Annotated in this window: 14 protein-coding genes; 9 read left to right on the top strand and 5 right to left on the bottom strand. The window is 35.6% G+C overall.

The window, feature by feature from the left end; genetic code table 11:
• Window positions 1-17: 17 nt before the first annotated feature.
• Window positions 18-2,849 carry an excinuclease ABC subunit UvrA gene (gene uvrA / locus APB85_RS11375; protein WP_057481603.1) on the bottom strand — a complete coding sequence of 944 codons (2,832 nt, stop codon included), beginning with the start codon at window positions 2,847-2,849 and terminating at the stop codon, window positions 18-20.
• A 493-nt stretch (window positions 2,850-3,342) separates the two neighbouring features.
• Between uvrA and APB85_RS11370 the strand changes: the two genes are divergently transcribed.
• The 5 genes from APB85_RS11370 to APB85_RS11350 all read left to right on the top strand — a co-directional run bounded on the left by APB85_RS11370 (window position 3,343) and on the right by APB85_RS11350 (window position 10,853).
• Window positions 3,343-4,362 (top strand): response regulator transcription factor, encoded by a 1,020-nt coding sequence (locus APB85_RS11370; protein WP_057481604.1) that lies wholly within the window; start codon window positions 3,343-3,345, stop codon window positions 4,360-4,362.
• Between the two features lie 228 nt (window positions 4,363-4,590).
• Window positions 4,591-5,955 (top strand): hypothetical protein, encoded by a 1,365-nt coding sequence (locus APB85_RS11365; protein WP_057481605.1) that lies wholly within the window; start codon window positions 4,591-4,593, stop codon window positions 5,953-5,955.
• Between the two features lie 69 nt (window positions 5,956-6,024).
• On the top strand, window positions 6,025-7,761 hold the full coding sequence (locus APB85_RS17630) for a thrombospondin type 3 repeat-containing protein (protein WP_057481606.1): 1,737 nt from the start codon (window positions 6,025-6,027) through the stop codon (window positions 7,759-7,761).
• An 89-nt stretch (window positions 7,762-7,850) separates the two neighbouring features.
• Window positions 7,851-9,410: a thrombospondin type 3 repeat-containing protein gene (locus tag APB85_RS17670; protein ID WP_057481607.1), complete on the top strand. Its 1,560-nt coding sequence runs from the start codon at window positions 7,851-7,853 to the stop codon at window positions 9,408-9,410.
• 420 nt (window positions 9,411-9,830) lie between these two features.
• A complete protein-coding gene (locus tag APB85_RS11350) occupies window positions 9,831-10,853 on the top strand; it encodes a M12 family metallopeptidase (RefSeq protein WP_057481608.1) in 1,023 nt (340 codons plus the stop codon).
• Window positions 10,854-10,989: 136 nt separating this feature from the next.
• Here the strand turns inward: APB85_RS11350 and APB85_RS11345 are convergent, their stop codons facing one another.
• A complete protein-coding gene (locus APB85_RS11345; RefSeq protein WP_057481609.1) occupies window positions 10,990-11,583 on the bottom strand; it encodes an acyl carrier protein phosphodiesterase in 594 nt (197 codons plus the stop codon).
• A 132-nt stretch (window positions 11,584-11,715) separates the two neighbouring features.
• Between APB85_RS11345 and glmM the strand changes: the two genes are divergently transcribed.
• Complete coding sequence (glmM, locus tag APB85_RS11340; RefSeq protein WP_057481610.1) at window positions 11,716-13,101, top strand: phosphoglucosamine mutase; 1,386 nt, start codon at window positions 11,716-11,718, stop codon at window positions 13,099-13,101.
• Here glmM and APB85_RS11335 read toward each other — a convergent pair.
• A complete protein-coding gene (locus tag APB85_RS11335) occupies window positions 13,098-14,000 on the bottom strand; it encodes a lysophospholipid acyltransferase family protein (protein ID WP_057481611.1) in 903 nt (300 codons plus the stop codon). The two genes, glmM and APB85_RS11335, sit on opposite strands and share 4 nt — an antisense overlap.
• 52 nt (window positions 14,001-14,052) lie before the next feature.
• Here APB85_RS11335 and APB85_RS11330 point away from each other — a divergent pair, with 52 nt between their 5' ends.
• Together APB85_RS11330 and APB85_RS11325 are read left to right on the top strand one after the other, a co-directional pair.
• Window positions 14,053-14,700, top strand: coding sequence for a rhomboid family intramembrane serine protease (locus tag APB85_RS11330; protein WP_057481612.1), 648 nt, complete (start codon window positions 14,053-14,055; stop codon window positions 14,698-14,700).
• A 51-nt stretch (window positions 14,701-14,751) separates the two neighbouring features.
• Window positions 14,752-15,444 (top strand): SIMPL domain-containing protein, encoded by a 693-nt coding sequence (locus tag APB85_RS11325; RefSeq protein WP_057481613.1) that lies wholly within the window; start codon window positions 14,752-14,754, stop codon window positions 15,442-15,444.
• A gap of 68 nt (window positions 15,445-15,512) precedes the next feature.
• On the opposite strand, the gene APB85_RS11320 is transcribed toward APB85_RS11325, so the two are convergent.
• A complete protein-coding gene (locus APB85_RS11320; RefSeq protein WP_057481852.1) occupies window positions 15,513-16,634 on the bottom strand; it encodes a TlpA disulfide reductase family protein in 1,122 nt (373 codons plus the stop codon).
• A gap of 136 nt (window positions 16,635-16,770) precedes the next feature.
• On the opposite strand from APB85_RS11320, the gene APB85_RS11315 reads away from it, so the two are divergent.
• Window positions 16,771-19,140 (top strand): GAF domain-containing protein, encoded by a 2,370-nt coding sequence (locus tag APB85_RS11315; RefSeq protein WP_057481614.1) that lies wholly within the window; start codon window positions 16,771-16,773, stop codon window positions 19,138-19,140.
• On the opposite strand, the gene APB85_RS11310 is transcribed toward APB85_RS11315, so the two are convergent.
• Window positions 19,132-20,316 carry a Pycsar system effector family protein gene (locus tag APB85_RS11310; protein ID WP_057481615.1) on the bottom strand — a complete coding sequence of 395 codons (1,185 nt, stop codon included), beginning with the start codon at window positions 20,314-20,316 and terminating at the stop codon, window positions 19,132-19,134. The genes APB85_RS11315 and APB85_RS11310 overlap by 9 nt on opposite strands.
• Between the last annotated feature and the right edge of the window lie 14 nt (window positions 20,317-20,330).

Genomic DNA, 20,330 nt, shown 5'->3' with positions numbered 1-20,330 from the left:
ATTATTTATTAGTATTGTTAGTGTAATTCTTTTTTAAGGAATTCAGCTGTATAACTTTTCTTCGATTTCGCTACTTCCTCGGGTGTGCCTTTAGCGATCACTTTTCCGCCATTTTTTCCACCTTCGGGCCCAATATCGAATATGTAATCGGCCATTTTTATAACATCCATATTATGTTCTATAATAAGGACGGTATTTCCTTTATTGGTTAATTTATTTAAAACATCCATTAAAACCCGAATGTCTTCAAAGTGTAAACCGGTAGTTGGTTCGTCTAATATATAAAAAGTATTTCCGGTATCGCGCTTTGAAAGCTCTGTAGCAAGTTTAATACGTTGTGCTTCTCCACCAGAAAGCGTTGTACTTTGTTGTCCTAAAGTAACATAGCCTAAGCCAACATCTTTAATAGTTTTTAATTTTCTATAAATTTTCGGAATTGGCTCAAAAAAGGTGGTCGCTTCATTAATCGTCATTTCCAGAACATCGGCTATAGATTTTCCCTTATACCGAATTTCTAAAGTTTCTCTATTGAAACGTTTTCCCTGGCAGGTTTCACATTCTACATACACATCGGGAAGAAAGTTCATCTCTATAACTCTAAGTCCGCCACCCCTGCAGGTTTCACATCTTCCGCCTTTAACATTGAAACTAAATCTTCCGGGTTTATATCCGCGGATAAGGGCTTCAGGTGTTTTAGCAAATAAACTTCTAATTTCTGAAAACACGCCGGTATAAGTAGCCGGGTTAGATCTTGGAGTTCTACCAATTGGCGTCTGGTTAATGTCTATTACCTTATCGGCATTATCCAGTCCCTTGATTGTTTTATAAGGTTTTGGTTCTTTTACCCCATTAAAATAATGCGCATTCATAATAGGGTAGAGGGTCTCGTTTATTAAAGTAGACTTCCCACTTCCCGAAACGCCAGTAACTGCGATCATTTTTCCTAAAGGAATTTTAATAGAAACATTTTTTAGATTATTTCCGCTAGCTCCTTTAAGTTCAATATTTTTCCCGTTTCCTTTTCTTCTTTCCTTCGGAATTTCAATTTCTTTTTTTCCGTTTAAATAGGATGCGGTAAGGGTATCGTGTTTTTTTAATTCTGAAGGTGGCCCTTCGCTAATAATTTCTCCACCGTGTTTTCCGGCACGGGGGCCAATGTCTATCACATAATCGGCACGTTCTATCATATCTTTATCGTGTTCTACCACTATAACAGAATTGCCAATGTCACGCAGAGAAATTAGTGAATTGATTAGTTTTTCGTTGTCTCGTTGATGTAAACCAATACTTGGTTCATCTAAAATGTAAAGAACACCAACCAGCTGTGAACCAATTTGAGTTGCCAGCCTTATTCTTTGCGCTTCCCCACCAGAAAGTGATTTGGAACCGCGATTAAGAGATAAATAAGTTAGCCCCACATCTACAAGAAAACCAATTCTTGTTCTTATTTCTTTAATAACTTCGGCAGCAATCTGGTTTTGTTTCTCGCTTAGTTTTTTCTCCAAACCAACAAACCATTTAGCCAAATCCTCAATATCCATTAAAGAAAGTTCGGCTATATTTTTGTCGTAAATTTTAAAGTAGAGCGATTCCTTTCTAAGTCTTTTTCCTTCACAAACCGGGCAATCAACCTTGTCCATATATTCTTTGGCCCAACGCCTTAATGAAGTAGAATCGTTATTATTAAAGGTGTTTTCAATAAAAGTAGCCACGCCTTCAAAATTTATCTTAAACTCCCGGTTTACCCCAAGGCTTTTAGATTCTTTGGTAAAGGTTTCTTTCCCACCATGCAGAATAAACTTCATGGCAACTTCTGGAATTTTTGAAACAGGGTCTGTTAATTTAAAATCCCATCTTTCTGCAATTAACTCCAGTTGAGAAAATACCCAATTTTTCTTTTGAGGACCGTGTGGAGCCAAAGCTCCATTTTTGATCGATTTAGAATAATCTGGAATAATTTTATCAATATTCACCTGGTATAATGTGCCAATACCGTTACAGCTGGGACAGGCACCTTTAGGTGAGTTAAATGAAAATGTGTTAGGTTCTGGGTTTGGATAGGAAATACCGGTAGTAGGACACATCAAGTTTCTACTGAAGTAACGCACCTTTTCGGTTTCCTGGTCTAAGATCATAAGTGTATCACTACCGTGGTACATTGCAGTTTTTATACTCTCGTCCAGGCGTTTTTGGGCATCGGTCTTATCGTCGATTTTTAACCTGTCAATTACAATTTCAATATCGTGGGTTTTGTAACGATCTAATTTCATACCTTTTACAAGGTCACGTACTTCGCCGTCTACACGCGCTTTTAAAAATCCCTGCTTGGCTATTTGCTCAAATAGTTCACGATAATGCCCTTTTCTGGATTTAATAACTGGAGCAAGTACGCTCACTTTTTTTCCTTTAAAATCTTTTAAAATAAGATCTTTTATCTGGCTATCGGTATAGCTAACCATTTTCTCACCGGTCTCATAACTATAGGCATCGCCAGCACGAGCAAAAAGCAGACGTAGGAAATCGTAAATTTCGGTAATCGTTCCAACCGTACTTCTAGGGTTTTTACTGGTAGTTTTTTGTTCTATAGCAATAACAGGGGAGAGGCCTTCAATTTTATCTACATCGGGACGCTCGAGGCCACCTAAAAATTGCCGGGCATACGCAGAGAATGTTTCAATATATCGCCGCTGACCTTCAGCGTAAATAGTATCAAAAGCAAGTGAAGACTTTCCTGATCCCGAAAGACCGGTAATTACTACCAGTTTTTCTCTGGGAATATTAACATCTATATTTTTGAGATTATGGACGCGAGCCCCTAATACTTCTATATTTTCTTCGGTTTTAGCCATATTTTTTATCAAGGGGCCAAAGGTACTTAAAGTGTTGCTAACTAAAAAGAAAGCAAGATTCGGCTAGTGTTAATTATGGTTTAAAGTTTAAGAAAGACTGAAGTTAAGATTGGAAGTTTACTTTGTAAAGATTTAATCCTGAAAGAAAAAAGTAATTGAATTTATCGGCTTAGTAATAACTTTTGTCGTTGCTTTATCATGCTGATTGTCAGTATAATATTACGATAAATTTTTGCAATAATTAAGGTTATTCCCCTATATTTGAAATACCAGATCTTCATAATTTAAATTTTTCCACCCCCCGGAAACTTAAAACCTACTTATAGGTTTATTTATTAGCCCCAATACATTTTGCCTCTATTTAATTTTTACTAGCTAAGTAAGATTTAAACAAATCGATTTTTAAAAACGAAATGTTCTGTCTTTTAAACTTAATGTCTTGGGCCCTATTCCCAGGTTTTTACTAACCGGCTAATAGCCAAAAAATTGTAATATGATTTCGGATAAAAAGCAATTACTGCTTATTACGAATAAGCAAAGTATGGTAGACTGCGTACAGGAGGGGGTAAGTATGCATTTTGAGCTAACACAGGCTAATTCATTACACATCGGTTTTAATATTGCCCTCAACTTGTTACCCGATGTGATACTTTTAGATTACTCTTCTTTTAGATCTGGTAGAAATTTTAAAAATATAGCCAATTTTAAATCAAATCATTTTCTAACTAAAGCCTGGCTTATAGTTTATGCTGAAGATCGCTTTAGAGCCGAGGCCGAAAGTAGGTTTAGAAAAGTAGTAGACGAATTTGTGTATTCTCCTACTATGGAAGCCCTTTGTGGGAAAATAATTAAAATGGTTTATGCTAATCGTTCTCTTTCTAATTTCTGGAAAGATGCATTTATGGGAATGTTTAATCTTATTTCAAAACCTGTTTTGTTATTAGATCAAAATGAAATAATTGCAATGAATGATGCCTTTAAACAAAGTTTTAGAGTAAAAAATACTAAAGGTTTAAAACTCACTGATTTTGTTAAATGCGAAAACGTACAGAAGGTAAAAGATAGTTTACGAAATTTTGCAAGAGGTAAACATATTAAAGCCGCGACAAAGACCACCTTATTACTAAGAAATGAAAAGCTAAGAAATGCACGTATTAATTTTTCAAAGTTGAATAAGAATTTTGGACATCAATTTGTGATGTTTATAGATTTTGTTGAGAAAAATGAAGAAATCAATGATAACATTGGCACTTCCTCTGAAGAGGTAGAAAATTGCTTTAGGCAGAATAGCCAGCTAACGGAATTTAAATTTACGAACAGAGAGAAAGAGATTATTGAACTTTTAATAAAAGGCTACAAAACAAAAGACATCTCTGAAGCTTTATTTATTTCCCCAAAAACAATCGAGAAGCATCGATCAAATATTATAAAGCGAACAAACTCTGATACCATATTAGAAAGTATCATATACGCCATAAGTCATGATCTAATAGATTATCAAAAAGTGCAGTAACTTCTATTTGGGGTTAAAAATAGAAGAAAACCCCCATAGCTTCATAGGAAAGAATTGACCTACATTTAGACTAGAAAAATTATCTAAAAGTAGTCACCCCACTTCTCTACTTTTTTTGCCCCCAATCTTATTTAATCTTGTTCTTGAATGCAATTGTTCTAGAAATAGAACCGTGTATATATATTATTAACCATTCTTAAATATTATTAACTAAAAAACTTTAGAGTTATGAAAATTTTTAAAAATTACTTTATGGGTGTAGCGATAGTAGCGATGCTTTTTGCTTCCTGTAGCAAAGATGAAAATGCTGGTGAGCCCAAAGTAGGTGATGAGATGGCTACTATCTCATTGGGAGCGGTTTTAAATGATTTTATCAGGAATCAGGATGTATCGAAACAAAGCATACCTGAATGTTCTGATGACGCTCCAATGTATGCAAGAGTAGTACTTACTCATGAACTTGGAGAAGAAGATGTAGTAGTTCCTATCAACTTTGATGGTACTACCTATTTTACCGATTATGATGAGGATTTAGCAATTCCTATTCCTGAGGGAGAAACCACCACTGCTGTTAGTCTAACCGATTTCTGGATTTATGCTGAAGAACCAGGAGAAGGTATCATGCCAATATGGATGGCACCAAAAGAAGGCAGTGATTTTGAAAATTTTGTGAACGATGCATTGCCGCTAAATTTTGACTTGCGTGCAGGTTCTAAAAAGTATGTAGATGTAGAGGTATTATGTTTTGATGATAGAGAGGTAAACCTTTACGGATACCAATTCTTTGATCTGGTGCCAATACCACTTATTAAATTTTGTTTATTCGGAAACTTCTGTCCTTCAGAAGATGGTAGACACTATGTGGCCGGTTATAGTGTAAACGTTTGGTCAGGTGATGATAATACAGGAGATCCACTTTATACAGAAGTTGGTAATGAAGTTATGATGGATGATGAAACCGGAGATTACTTCTCAGATCCTTTATGTTTCTTCCTTCCAGACACTGAAGGCGTTGATACTTACTATTTTGAAATTAGTATAGAAAATACTGATGAATATGATGCTGATAATGCGGGTGAAATAATTCTTTCAGGTGCAATTACAGATGATGAAATCAAATTATTCTACGATGAGGAAACAGGAGCTATGGATTATTACCACTTTAGCTATGGATGTGGTGACGATAACCCTCCACCATTTACCGATCCTACTGTAACCGAGAAGAGGTATAAGGCTTGTTTAAAAGAAGTAGGTGATTCTGATGCATTTGGATTTGCTTACCTAAGCCTAATTGGTAACGAGTTAACTGCGAAAACCTGGGTGCCATTTATGGAGCCTAACGCAACAACACCTCAACATATTCATGAAAATGCATCTTGTGACGATGCCGGTGGAGTTGTATGGCCGCTTGATCTAGTGGGAGGAGATTATCCTACATCTGATGCCAATGGAGAACTCTATTACACAAGAACCTGGAGCTTAACTAATGCACAAGTAAGCGCATTAGGAGATGCATCAAATCGAACAATTAATTTACATGAAAATGTAGAGGGCTTACCTGTAATCTCTTGTGGAGAATACGATAGTTATTAGAATTAATTATATGGTGCCTCCAGATAGGGGGCACCTTTTTTAAGTTTTAATTCTTTAAAAATATACTTAATGAAATCACTATTAAAAATTTTAATGCCCTCTTTGGCTCTCATTCTCTTTTTCTCCTGTACTCAAGATGAACCGATAGGAAAGGAAGAATTTGGTGATAATCTGGCGGTAATTGAAATAGGACCAATTTTAAATGATTTATTAAATAGACAAATGGAGGGGGATATTCCTGCATGTTCTGATGAAGTACCCACCTTTGCCCGAATAATGTTAACTCATGAATTGGGTAGTGTAGATGTAGTAGTTCCTATCCTGGCTGATGATTCAGGTTTGTTTACAGAGTATGATGAAGAGCTGGCTATTCCAGTTCCAGATGGGGAAACTACTACAGAAGTTAGTCTCACAGATTTTATGGTATATGCGGAGGAACCAAATGAAGGAGTATTGCCAATTTGGGTAGCTCCTAAAGAAGGTAGTGATTACGAAAATTTTGTCAATGATCCATTACCTATCGTATTTGATCTTCGTGCAGGCTCTAAAAAGTATGTACCAGTTGAAGTACTTTGTTTTGATGACAGAGAGGTGAACTTATATGGATATCAATTCTTTGATCTTGTACCAGTAAAGCTATACGAATTCTGTCTTTTCGCTAACTATTGTACCGATACAGGTAGACATTTCACAGCAAACTACAATCTAGATATCGATTATCTATTTGGGGAAGAAGTGATTAATCTTTATCAGGGAAAATCTCCCGTAACAGGAAACACAGAAGATGATGATTCAGGAGACTGGTATGCAGATCCATTGTGTTTAGCTATTCCTGCACCATTGTACGGGGAATCGGATACTGATATTTATCTAAGTGTTACCGTTACTTTAACTGCCTGGGAAGACAATTATGGAGATCCAGTGAATGAATTTTCAGAGATTATTGAATTAAACTGGAACGATGTTCAATCATATTTTGGACCTGATAATACAATAGATTTTGAACATGTTTTCTTCAACTGTGAGGAAACAGAATGTGATCCGCAAACAGATGCTGACTGTGACGGTTTTGATGATCCCACTGATAATTGTCCTTCAGATTATAACCCAGATCAAACAGATACGGATTCGGATGGATTTGGTGATGTTTGTGATAATTGTCCAGAAGATGCAAATGATCAAACTAATAGTGATGGCGATAGTCTGGGTGATGCTTGTGACAATTGTCCTTTAGAATCTAATGAAAATCAATTGGACTCAGATGGAGATGGAGTTGGCGACGTTTGCGATAACTGTCCTAACGTTTCGAACCCTTATCAGGAGGATAGTGATGGAAATGAAATAGGTGATGCGTGTGATCAGGATACACCACCGCTTGAAGGTTGCGAAACAGCATTTAGATTTGGAGACATTTCCTTTATTAATGATTTGAATTTTAATAGCAATCGATGGGGTTGGGCAGATTATTTTGATGGAGCAAATGGTACTTATGTACAGACGCTATATGCCGGTGCCGGCCAGGAAAACCTAAATAACGCTACAAACGTTGGTTCAGTAGAAGTTACTGTAACTGATAATAATGTGAAGGTGGTCATAAATCTTGCTAATGGAGTTAGTATAAATACCAGTCATATTTACTACAGTGAGTATTCTCCTACTAAATCAGCTCCTGGACAATATGGTAATACAGATGAAAATCCAGCTTCAGGAAAAGAATACATCTTTGATAGAACTGATAATGAAAGCGGAAGCTTTTTTATAATCGTTCATGCAGATGTTTGTGGTGTAGATGAGGTAGATGATTAACAATAACCAATATAGCTACTTCTAATTTTCAATGATTACAGTAACTATTTTTTAACCATTCTAAATATTTAATCCAAAAAACTTTAATTATGAAATTATTAAAAAAGTATATGGCAGTCATTGCTGTATTCTCACTCGTATTTTCTTCCTGTACCAAGGAGGAAAACAATCTAACAGATGATCCAGCATCTGAAAATTTTGCAGAACTTAGTTTAGGCGCAAGCTTAAATAGTCTTGTGAACAGAACAGCTGTAAAGCAAAGCCTTCCTGAGTGTTCTTCAGAAGCGCCGGCTTATGCTCACGTTGAACTTACTCATAATATGGGTACGGAACTAGAAGGAACTATAGAGATAAACGTTCCCATACTGGAAGAAGATGGAGCTTATTATACTGATTATGATGAAGGTTTAAAAATACCAGTTGCGAATAGTGAAACTAATACAGCTATGGTATCCTTAACAACATTCTTGGTTTACGATGGGGATCCAGAGGATGAAGCTTCAACCTTAATTTGGGCCACTCCAACCACCGCAAGTGATTATGGCAGTTTAGTTAGTCAGGGGCTTCCTTTCGATTTTGCGATTCGTGCTGGCTCAAAAAAATATGTAGATATTGAAGTGCTATGCTTTGATGACCGTGATGTGAATTTGTATGGCTACCAATTCTTTGATATTGTACCTGTAGAAATTCATGAATTCTGCGTATTCGCTAATTACTGTAACGATGCAGGAAGACACTTTACCGCAAATTATACGTTTGATATAACTTATATAGGTGATGATAACAATATACCGTTATATACCGGCGAAATGCCAATGACAGGAAATACAGAAGATGACGATTCAGGCGACTGGTATGCCGATCCTTTATGTTTAGCTATTCCAGCTCCTATATATGGAGAGGGACGCGATACTGATTACATTAGAGTTACTGCTACCCTGGCCAATTGGGATGCTAATTATCCTGCACCAGGCGCTGTAGATCCTATTTCTGCAGATTTAAGCTGGAACGAAGTACAGAGTTTCTTTGTAGATGGTGACAACATGGATTACTGGCATATATTCTTTAATTGCGAAGATGATGGTGGAAATGGAAATGGTGAATGTGATCCTCAAAACCCAGCTGATGACTGTGATGGTGATACTATTCCGAATGGTCAAGATAATTGTCCTGAAACGGCTAATGCAGATCAGGGTGATTTAGACGAAGACGGAATTGGTGATGCTTGTGATACAGATATTGATGGAGACGGAATCCTTAATGTTGATGAAAATGAAGGTTGTATTAGAAATCCAGATCCAGAATGTGGTGAAACAGGTGTAGAACCTTGTTTACCTGAAGCACCAGATGGATGTCAATCTACGGATGCGCTAAACATTAATCTTGATAATGCCGGTCCTAGTATTACTAATGTTTCATATGGAGATTGGACAGTGCAAATTGTGGATGGTGAATTGTTCGTTGGTGTTACGCCTATAATCCCATTCGAAATTTCAGATATAGAAGTAGTAGTACTCGAAAGTGCTACTTGTGAAACTGTAACCGTTCCAGATGAAGGAGGTTCTGTTACAATACCTGGTATTACAGAAGGTGATTTGCCACTTTCCATAAGTGTAAGAGCAAATATCTGCGATGTGTCAGGAGAATAAAATCTCAGCTAATTTTTACCGGGGGGTGACTAAGAAGCTGAGTAGTTTTTACTTCCCTCTTTCTTGAGAGATGTAAAAAGAGGCTGTGCGGATTTTCCGCACAGCTTTTCTTTTTATAAAATTTAGGGAGCCAAAAAGAATTCTATAAGTTTAGCCAATAATTTTTGGATTTATTTAGATGATTTTCATCGTAAATACTTCGGAACAACAGTAAAATAGAAGCTTTCAACAATGAATTAAAAAGTATTTTTTCAGGATCAAATTAATTGAAAATTGTATTTAATCAATAGACTTAGGAGTATTTGTAGGAATCTGACTATTAAATTGTTAAGCGCCTTCCGAGGCTATTTTTTTGGAATGACCTTTGTAAATCAAAACAAAAATTTCTAATTATTTAATTTAAAAAAGAGTACCCTACTTATGAAAAAAAGCAAATTTTTGTTACTACCTGTTCTAGCGATTTTGGCTTGTAGTAAAGATCCCATTGTAGAAAATGAAGAATCAGAAACGCAATTAAAACCTGAAGAAATTACCGAGCAACTTACCGAAGTGGCATATCCCGATGAGCTAGGCCCAGTCTCCGAGATTTATTATGGAGGGCAACTTATGCCTGTAGAGGAACATAACGGTAATTATATTTACCAGGGAGATATTATGATCCCTGCAAATCAAACTAGTAAATCCCCGCAAAGTCTTATACTAGATCAGGATGCAACTCCTCAGAAAAGTACTGGGAGAACAAGTGGAATGTGGCCTGAAAATACTGTTTATTATGCTATAGATAATAATTTGTCTGATAAAAATCGTGTATACGATGCCATAGATCATTGGGAATCTAATACATCCCTTAAGTTTGTTCAAAGATCTGGTCAGTCTAATTATATTTATTTCACCCCTGGTTCCGGCTGTTCTTCTTATGTTGGAATGATTGGAGGTCGTCAAAATATAACATTGGCAAGTGCTTGTACCACAGGTAATACTATTCACGAGATTGGCCACGCGGTTGGGCTTTGGCATGAGCAAAGTAGAGTAGATCGTAATAACTATATTAATGTTAATTTCGATAATGTTCGAAGTGGTACAGAACATAATTTTCATACCTATGAAACCAGTGGTTTTGATGGTGATGAATATACTACCAGCTTAGATTTTGGATCTATAATGATGTATAGTGCTTATTCTTTCTCTAAGAATGGCGAGCCTACTATTACCAGAAATAATGGTAGTACTTATCAGGTTCAAAGATCTGGACTTTCTTCTGGAGATATTAAAGGAATTGAAGCAATGTACCCGGGAGATGGAGGTGCTCCATCTTATACTAATGGCGAATATTATACTATTAGTGGGGTTACTGTACTTAGAGCGAATGATCTTTGGTATTTCTGGACTAAATACGGATTCAAAAGAGTTGAATTGAAAAATGGCCGTTGGTATTGGGTTTAATGACAAAACTTCAAATAAATGGTAATAGCCCGGACAATTTTGTCCGGGCTTTTTTATGGGGAATTGGGAAAATAATTTTCTACAGATTGGGTATATTTTTCACATGATTTTAAGGCTAAAAAACAAATAAATATACCTAGTAATTTTTCTTTGAATTAATCTCAACTTTAACATATGCTCTAAGCTCTTCAAAGAATCTAGTGAACTCATCTTCAAATTCCTCATAAAATTCGCGCAGTTCTTCTACAGCCAGGTGCATTTTAGCACGGTACTTAATTCTTCTATTCATTTGAAAAAGAATTTTTTCAATTCCTTCAATTTTTCGGTAGTTATAAAGCCAATTGTCGGCAACCATATACGGTAGAAAATTTTGAACTTGTTTAGGAAGAATTTTAAAATTATCCTGCAGGAGTTTATAAAAATCTTCAGTATAAATCTTTAAAGGAATATCACTATAATCTTTCCAATTTGCTGCAAGAAAATGATCATATAAAATGTCTACGATTACCCTGCTGTAATGGCCATAGCGTTCAAATAAACGTTCCACACTTCTACTTACTATATGATGTGTATCGGTAAAAGTATCGATAGCACGATGCAATACTATTCCATCTATAATTCCCGGAGGATATTCTAGATATTGCTTGCCTTTAACCGAATCGGCTATAAAGTTTCCGATTTTCAACTCTTCGTTGTCGCCTGAAAGATATATATGTGCCAAGAAATTCATTCTTGAAAGTTACGTAAATCCGGTTGTTTCCTGTTTAATTTTTGTTAAGTTTTGGCGCTAGCTGCCTGCTCCTTGTATATTTGTTAAAATTTTAATTTTAGAAAATAGATTTATTCATTATAAAATAAACTTATGAGTTTAATAAAATCAATTTCAGGTATACGCGGTACTATTGGAGGTAAAACAGGAGACAACCTTACACCAATAGATACTGTGAAATTTGCAGCCGCTTATGGTACCTGGTTAAAAGATAATTCAGAAGATAAAAAGTTGACCGTGGTTGTTGGCCGGGACGCCCGGATTTCAGGAAAAATGGTTCAGGAATTAACTATGAATACCTTAACCGGTTTAGGAATTAATGTTATTGATATAGATCTTTCTACTACCCCAACTGTAGAGATAGCTGTGCCGTTGGAAAAAGCTGATGGCGGAATTATTCTTACTGCCAGCCACAACCCAAAACAATGGAATGCGCTGAAATTATTAAATAAAAAAGGAGAGTTTCTTGACGGAGCAGCAGGCGCGAAAATTTTGGAATACGCAGAACAGGATAATTTTGATTTTTCTGAAGTTGATGATCTGGGAACAATTACCAGAATAGATAATTATATAGATATTCACATAGAAGAGGTTTTAAAACTTAAGCTTATAGATGCCGATAAGATTAAAAAGGCCGGCTTTAAAGTTGTTGTAGATGGAGTGAATTCTACCGGCGGTATAGCTATTCCTAAACTTCTTGAGAAAATGGGAGTTGAGGTTGTAGAATTGTATTGTGAGCCAAACGGTCATTTTCCGCATAATCCTGAGCCTCTAAAAGAGCATCTTACCGACATTTGCGAATTGGTAAAAAAGGAGAAAGCAGATTTTGGGATAGTGGTAGATCCAGATGTTGATAGACTTGCTTTTATTGACGAAAACGGAGAAATGTTTGGGGAAGAATATACACTTGTGGCTTGTGCCGATTATGTGCTTTCAAAAACTCCCGGAAATACCGTAAGTAACTTATCTTCTTCCAGAGCCCTTAATGATGTTACCAAAAAACATGGTGGAGAATATAAGGCCAGCGCGGTAGGTGAAGTTAATGTAGTACAGCTTATGAAAGATGCTAATGCTGTTATTGGAGGAGAAGGAAATGGCGGGATTATTTATCCAGATTCGCATTACGGGCGTGACAGTCTTGTTGGTGTGGGATTATTTTTAACGCATTTAGCTGAAAAGAATATTAGTGTATCTGAACTAAGAAAAGAGTATCCGGCTTATTATATGAGTAAAAATAAAATCCAGTTGACTCCTGAAATTGATGTAGACGAGATTTTAAAGGCGATGGAAGAAAAGTATAAAAACGAAGAAATCTCTACAGTAGATGGAGTTAAAATAGATTTCGCCGAAAACTGGGTACATTTAAGAAAATCGAATACCGAGCCTATTATTAGAATTTATACCGAAGCAAAATCTCAGGATAAAGCAGATGATCTTGCCCAGGATATGATTAAAGAAATTAAAAAGATAGTGGGTTAACGCACTATGGCATTCTTGGGAATTTCTTTCCCAAGATGCTTCCAGCGTTTATGGGTCCATAGGTAAAGTTCTGGTTTTTCCCGAATTTGTTTTTCCAAATGCTGTATGTAATCTAGAGTAATTTGGTTGTTTTCAGTTTCAGTGGGATTATCAGCAATATTAATTAAAGATGCTTTATAATAGCCTCTTTTTACTTTATCTACATGTAGGTAAATGACTGCCATATCAAATTCTTTGGCCATTCTTTCAGAACCCGTATAGAAAGGAACCTTTTTACCCATAAAATCAGTCCAGAATTTATAATTGGGCGATTTTGGTGATTGGTCGGCTATCATGGCGTAAGCACCACGTATGCCTTCTTTTTGATTATGCGCTATTCGTAAAGTAGATTTAGAATTCTGTATAAGTTCTGCGCCAAAGCGTCTTCTTATATCATTAATTAACTTATCAAAACCGGGATTCCTAATTTTCTTATAAATACCATAAGCTTTATGGTTTAGGTTGTTGAGTTGTAAAGCAAAAAGCCACTCAAAACTGGCGTAGTGTCCACACATGAGCATAATACTTTTATCTAGCTTTTCTATTCTTCTAAGCTCTTCTAAATTAGTAAATACAAAACGTTTCTTTAGTTCTTCTTCAGAAATTGAAATACTCTTTACCATTTCCAGAAACATATCACACATGTGAGCATAAAACTTTTTCCTTATTTTAATAATTTCTTCGGAAGACTTTTCGGGAAAAACCAGTTTTAAATTATGGGTAACGGTTTCCTTTCTATACCCAACAAGATGATAAACTATAAAATAAACCACATCTGAAACGCGGTAAAAAAGCCAAAAAGGTAGAATGGAAATAAGCCAAAGCAAGGGATAAATCAACCAAAAAACTACAGCCTGCATAAAATAATTTTCAGCAAATATATGGTATATTTGGCACTAAACTAAAGCTGCTATGGGAGAATTAAACCTGGTAACCCTTATAATTATTGCTGTAAATGTATTGATTTCATTCAAAGGATTTAAAGACGATTCTTTTTTTCAGAAATATAAATTTAATATCGCCGATATTAATCGGGGTGCTAAATATCAAATCCTTACTTCCGGGTTTCTGCACGTAAATACCACGCACCTTTTGGTAAATATGCTTACGCTTTACTTTTTTGCGAATTCAGTAATCTTTTTTCTGGGAACTTTGGGATTCATTTTAGTTTACCTTGCCAGTTTGGTTTTAGGGAATCTGCTATCTTATTATTTTCATAAAAAAGATATGCATTATACGGCTGTAGGAGCAAGTGGTGCGGTAATGGGTGTGCTTTATTCTGCAATTTTACTGAGGCCTGATATGATGCTGGGCCTGTTTTTTATTATTCCGGTGCCGGCTTATATTTTTGGAATAGGCTATTTATTTTACACTATTTATGGGATGAAACGCCAGTTAGGAAATATTGGTCACGATGCCCATTTTGGTGGTGCGGTAGGCGGCTATCTGTTAACCTTGTTGCTTGCTAGCTGGGTCTTTGAAGAACATTTACTGATGGTAATTCTTTTAGCTCTTCCAATTCTAGTTTTATTTGTGTTACAAAAAATGGGAAAAATATAAATTGGTACTCTTCTTGTTTACTGGTAATAGATCAATAATATAACACAAAACATGAAAAAGATAATTTTACTTTTTGCTCTAGTTGCTGGGCTTGGAATGCAAGCTCAAAACGATAATAGTAATCCCGGTATTCACGTTACAGGAGAAGGAATTGTAAAAGTAACCCCAGATAAGGTGACTATAAATTCCAGGATTGAACACGAAGGTCAGAGCGCTACTTCGGTGAAATCTCAAAACGATGAGGTGGTAGATAAAGTGATTAAATTCCTGAAATCTGAAGGTGTAGCTGAAAAAAACATTAATACCGATTATATCAATTTAAATAAAAGATATAATTATAATGATAAAACCTATACTTATGTAGCTAGCCAGGCTATTTCTATTACACTTGAGGATATTAGCAAATACGAATTAATCATGAGAGGCCTATTGGAAAATGGCCTTAACGGAATTAGTGGAATTGAATTTGAATCTTCAGAAATAGAAAAGCATAAAGCAGAAGCTAGAAAAAGGGCAGTATTGAATGCTAAAACAAAAGCTGAAGCTTTAGCCGAACCTTTAGGTCAAACCGTTGGAAAGGCTTTTATGATAAGCGAGGGCAGTAGTAGCAATTATCAACCTGTTTATCGTGCTATGGAGATGAAAGCTTCTTCGGACCAGGCTTCAAACCAGGAGACTATTGCTCCGGGGGAAATGGAGGTTAATATAAAAGTGAACGTTGCTTTCCAGTTACTTATGGAGTAGAAAATAGCTAATAAATAAAAAAAGCGCCAGATAGGCGCTTTTTTTTATTTATTGAAAAATCAGAATATCTAACCCTTATTAAGTAATTCTCCAATTTTGTTATCCAAAGCATCTCCTCTAAGATCGCGTGCTACAATAGTACCATCTTCATCTAGTACAAAAGCGGCTGGGATGGCTTTAATTCCGTAGAGCTGTGCAACAGGATCTTGCCAGAATTGAAGGTTAGATACCTGGTGCCAGGGCAAACCATCTTCTTCAATAGCTTCTATCCAACGATCCTTTTGCCCGGGACGATCTAAAGAAACACCAATTATGCTTAAACCATCGTCTTTGTATTTATTATATGTTTTTACGAGGTTTGGATTTTCAACGCGGCAGGGCTTACACCAGGCCGCCCAAAAGTCGATTACCGTAACTTTTCCCATAGCATCTTTTAAAGCAAGCTTATCACCATCTGGAGTAGGGGCAGTAAAGTTTGGAGCTTTGCTACCAACGGCTACTTTATTTTCTTTTTCAAGGTTTTTAGCGATTTGTTTTCCTATAGCAGTATTCTTTACTTCTTCAGAAAGTCCATCAAACATTTCCTTGATCTCGTTTACCGGGTAAGATTTCATTCTAAGCAAATCGCTTATCACCATTACAGATACAAAAGAATCTGGATTTTCCTGAACTACTTTTTTCTTAAAAACCTTATCGTTATCTATGATTTCTTTTTCGGTTTCCTGTAAGTTGGTAAGTTTAGTGCTGTCTTTTTGTTGAAAAGCAGAGCGCATAGCGGTACGGCCTTTCATCACTTTTTCATTTACCTTTGTTAAGTGGCCTAAATATTCCTGTAATAAACGGTTTTCCTTTCCGCCGCTTACTTCAGAAGCACGCAAACTATCTTTGTAAACGGTAAAGTTTATTTCTTTATTTTCAGAAATAAAAATTACATTTCCCTGGGTTCCTTCAAATTCAAGAAAGCTTAAATTAGGAGTCTTAGGATCTTCCATGTCCAGTTCAAAATGCCCGTCTTTAATTTTAGTAGAGTCTACCCGGTTTGGACGGTTGGTATTTTCATCAATTTCAGAAATATACACCATTTTACCGTCTTCCATTTTAGGAGCCTCACCCGAGATAGAATAACCTTTATCTTCCTGGCAGGAAGTAAACGCTGCTGCAACAGCAAGCATAATTATTAATTTACGCATAAAATTTATTTTGTTTAAGGCAAAAATAAGCATCTGGCCTTGCAATACCGCCGTAATTTTATAAAAAATTGTTAATTTCAACCCTGTTAATTTGTAAGCATTGGGGATTATGTAATTTTAACTGATATTAGCTTTTATGACAGAACAGAAAGAAGATTTACCTTTTGAAATCCAGATTAGTTTTCATAAAGTTGTTGAACAATATAAGAAGCAACTGGAGCATGAAGAAAGTGAGGTTGCTCGCAATTATATAAAAAGCATCTTAGAGCATGTAAAATCTTTTCCTGCATTAACCGAAGGAGTTAAGAATTTTGATGAGCTCAAAAAATACAAAGAACCGGTAAGGGTTTTACTGGACGATCTTTTTCCCAGTGTGCTTACCAATAACGAAATAAAAGCTGCGTCTATACCTTTTCAAAATTTCTTATTTAATAGATCTAAGCGTTTAAAAAAAATAATGGAGGCCACTCCAGAGAATTTTGAACTGGAAATAAGAAACCTGGATAATAAAACTATTTATGTACAGGAATGCATTAATATCCTAAACGATTATTACGGGTATGATATTGATTATTCCAGGCCTTTATATTTCGATATTCCCGATGAGCAGGGCATAATAAGGCGTTATCGTATTGCATTGAATGGTGATTTTATAGATATTTTTCCTAAAGATAAAGCCAAAGAGATCACTGATGACGATGTAGATGAATTATTGCAGAATGTTGAGAATATAGATTTGTGGAAAGAAAAATTTCCGCCTCAGAGCTGGGTTTTTAAAGGCTTTACCATAGTAAATCTTACTGATGTTACTATGGATGATGCAATATCTGAATTGAAAACTGCCTTACTTTTCGAAAAATCTTCTGAAGAGGATGAACTCTTAAAACTCGAAGAAATCTTCCGATCTATTTATAAAATTCCCGACCTAAGAGTAGGCTTTACCGTTTACAATCCGCAGGATGAGATGTTTGAAAAAATGGAATATAAAGATGCTAATAGTTATATTCTTAATGATGAATTGGTGAGCGAGTGCAGGGAAGGGGTTTGTGAAGAAGGTTTCAATAATATTTTTAAAGATTATAGTTTCTTTAGTATTGCTAATGTTGAAGAATATGCCAAAAAAACTAAAAATAATATTCTTTCCCGACGGTTAAAGGAAAGTGATGTGAAAAGTTGTATCCTGGCCCCGGTGGTAAAAAACAATCGTTTATTGGGGGTTTTAGAATTGGTAGCAAAGAAGAAAAATCAACTTAACAGTATTAATACCATTAAGTTAGATGAAATTTTACCATATATCGCCACTGCGGTAGATAGAAATAGAAGCGATTTTGAAAATAGGGTGAAAGCTGTTATCCAAAGTGAGTGTACCTCTATACATCCTAGCGTTTTATGGGTATTTGAGAAGGAAGCGAAAAAATATATTAGAGACTATGATGAAGACGGGCTCGCTTCTTTTAAAGATATTGTTTTTAAAGATATTTATCCGCTTTACGGACAAATAGATGTGGTGGCTTCTTCAGATGCCAGAAACGAGGCGATTCAAAAAGATTTGTTACATCAATTGCAAGAAATTCAATCTATAATTGATAAAGCCTATAAACTGGAAGAGCTTCCCATTTATGAACAGGTAAAATTTAGAATTTCCGATTTTATGGAAGACCTGGAAAGTAGCCTGAATGCTTCCAGTGAACAGAAGGTATTTAATCTACTTCAGAAGGAAGTAAATCCCATAATGAGCCATTTAAGGAAGCAGTCTTCAGAGTTAAAAGATCTCGTAGAAGAATATCAAAATAAGCTCAATCCAGAAACAGGAATAATCTATAATCATCGTAAAGATTACGACAAAACCGTACAACAGATAAACCGTACGATGTCACGTTTTTTAGATAGGAAGCAGATTGATGCACAAAAGATATATCCTCATTATTTTGAACGCTATAAGACAGATGGGGTAGACCACAATATTTACATTGGTGCTTCTATGGTAAAGGATAGACCTTTCAATAAGGTTTATCTTTATAACTTAAGGCTTTGGCAGTTGAGTACAATGTGTGAAATGGAAAACCGTTTTTACCAGCTGCAACAAACTACACCTATTAAGCTAGACGCCGCTTCTCTAATTTTGGTTTATAATTCCACGATGTCTATTCGATACCGAATGGACGAAAAGAAGTTTGATGTAGATGGTACTTATAATGCGCGTTACGAAATTATCAAAAAGCGTATAGATAAATCGTTTATAAAAGGAACTGAGGAGCGTGTGACTCAAAAAGGTAAAATCGCAATAGTCTATAGCCAGCGAGCCGATGAAAAAGAGTATTTAAGATATATTAAATATTTACAGACCAAAAACTATGTTGGAGAAGAGGTGGAATTGTTAGATCTTGAAGATGTTCAGGGAGTAGTTGGGCTCAAAGCTATTAGGGTAGAAGTTTTATATACGCCAAATAGCAATGAACCCGATAGAACTATTAATTATGAAAATTTAATGGAAGAATTACATTAAGTAAAATGCGCCTACAAATGCGATTACTGAAATAATGATTCCTATCATAAATACCGTGTAAGTTATCCTAAGTATTTTGTATTTTTTATGCAGCACCTTACCGAGTAAATGGAGGTCTAGCATTAAGGATTCGTAAACGTAATCTTTATCTTTTATTATTTCTTTCATTCCCCATTTAAACTGCTCAAACGGCATTTTATGGCTATTTCCAAAGAATAAAAGGTTTACTTCCCGATTTTTTACCTGCTCTTTTGTAAACTCCCCACTGGTAACCTGTGGTCGTGTTGATAATACTGAAAGAATAATTGAAGCTACACTAAATAAAATTAGGATTAGAGTTGGGATCAATAAATGCTTATTACTGGCAGCATCCAGTTTTGGAATCATGTTGGCAAGCGCCAGTGAAATAATAATAGCGTTTACCGAAAGCAATATGTTGGCTTTAGTATCGGCAATATCACTTAGCTTTATGTGATTTCTAAGCGTTACCCGAAAAAGAGTTTGGATACTTCTCTCGGGATTATCGTTTTTATAACGCGCCTTCATTCGCGCTTTAGCTTCCTCTTTCTTAAGTTTTTTCTGTTGTTTATTTTTATCTTCAATAAGTTCCAGCAAATTTTCTTCTTTTGCCGGTCCCCATTCCTCGATTGCATAATCTGTGTAAAATCGATGTTCTTCGGTAAACATTCTTATGTTTTCCTGTATCCACTCTGCAGTAGTAAAATTCTTAATATTATGAAGTTCCAATTCCTGCCTTAAAAGCTCACTGGTTTCTTCAAAGTAATCTTTTGCAAAATGAGAAGAATCTGCATCTTTTATAATTTTCTCAGAAATTGTCTCTGGTACAGAATCAAACTTGGTAGCTTTAATATTTTTTACTACGTCTTCAATTAATTCTGGAGTGGCATTATTCTGCTTCAAGAAATCTCTGGCAATATTTACACTTTCCTCTTCGTGTCCATTAAAAGTGCGAGTGTAGCCAGTATCGTGTAACCAGGCGGCAAGCAATAGTGCTTCCTCTTGTTTAACATTAATTTCAGATTTGGATATTAATTCTTTAGTACTTTTAACGACGCGTTGCGTATGCTTATAGTTGTGGTATATATACGTGTTCGGTAATTTTTCCTTAAAAAGATTTAAAACAAAATCATCTGCTTTCTCAATGAGATTATTCATATATTTTAGCTTGT

The sequence above is a fragment of the Salegentibacter mishustinae genome (genome assembly GCF_002900095.1).
GTDB lineage: Bacteria > Bacteroidota > Bacteroidia > Flavobacteriales > Flavobacteriaceae > Salegentibacter > Salegentibacter mishustinae.
Note: the sequence above shows the minus strand (reverse complement) of the source record. Positions and strands in the feature narration are given on the sequence as shown.

Coding starts and splice junctions, on each gene's coding strand:
- APB85_RS11320 (WP_057481852.1), bottom strand. CDS start 16,634: ATGCGTAAATTAATAATTATGCTTGCTGTTGCAGCAGCGTTTACTTCC.
- APB85_RS11370 (WP_057481604.1), top strand. CDS start 3,343: ATGATTTCGGATAAAAAGCAATTACTGCTTATTACGAATAAGCAAAGT.
- glmM (WP_057481610.1), top strand. CDS start 11,716: ATGAGTTTAATAAAATCAATTTCAGGTATACGCGGTACTATTGGAGGT.
- APB85_RS11310 (WP_057481615.1), bottom strand. CDS start 20,316: ATGAATAATCTCATTGAGAAAGCAGATGATTTTGTTTTAAATCTTTTT.
- APB85_RS11365 (WP_057481605.1), top strand. CDS start 4,591: ATGAAAATTTTTAAAAATTACTTTATGGGTGTAGCGATAGTAGCGATG.
- APB85_RS11350 (WP_057481608.1), top strand. CDS start 9,831: ATGAAAAAAAGCAAATTTTTGTTACTACCTGTTCTAGCGATTTTGGCT.
- APB85_RS11345 (WP_057481609.1), bottom strand. CDS start 11,583: ATGAATTTCTTGGCACATATATATCTTTCAGGCGACAACGAAGAGTTG.
- APB85_RS17670 (WP_057481607.1), top strand. CDS start 7,851: ATGAAATTATTAAAAAAGTATATGGCAGTCATTGCTGTATTCTCACTC.
- APB85_RS11335 (WP_057481611.1), bottom strand. CDS start 14,000: ATGCAGGCTGTAGTTTTTTGGTTGATTTATCCCTTGCTTTGGCTTATT.
- uvrA (WP_057481603.1), bottom strand. CDS start 2,849: ATGGCTAAAACCGAAGAAAATATAGAAGTATTAGGGGCTCGCGTCCAT.
- APB85_RS11330 (WP_057481612.1), top strand. CDS start 14,053: ATGGGAGAATTAAACCTGGTAACCCTTATAATTATTGCTGTAAATGTA.
- APB85_RS11315 (WP_057481614.1), top strand. CDS start 16,771: ATGACAGAACAGAAAGAAGATTTACCTTTTGAAATCCAGATTAGTTTT.
- APB85_RS11325 (WP_057481613.1), top strand. CDS start 14,752: ATGAAAAAGATAATTTTACTTTTTGCTCTAGTTGCTGGGCTTGGAATG.
- APB85_RS17630 (WP_057481606.1), top strand. CDS start 6,025: ATGAAATCACTATTAAAAATTTTAATGCCCTCTTTGGCTCTCATTCTC.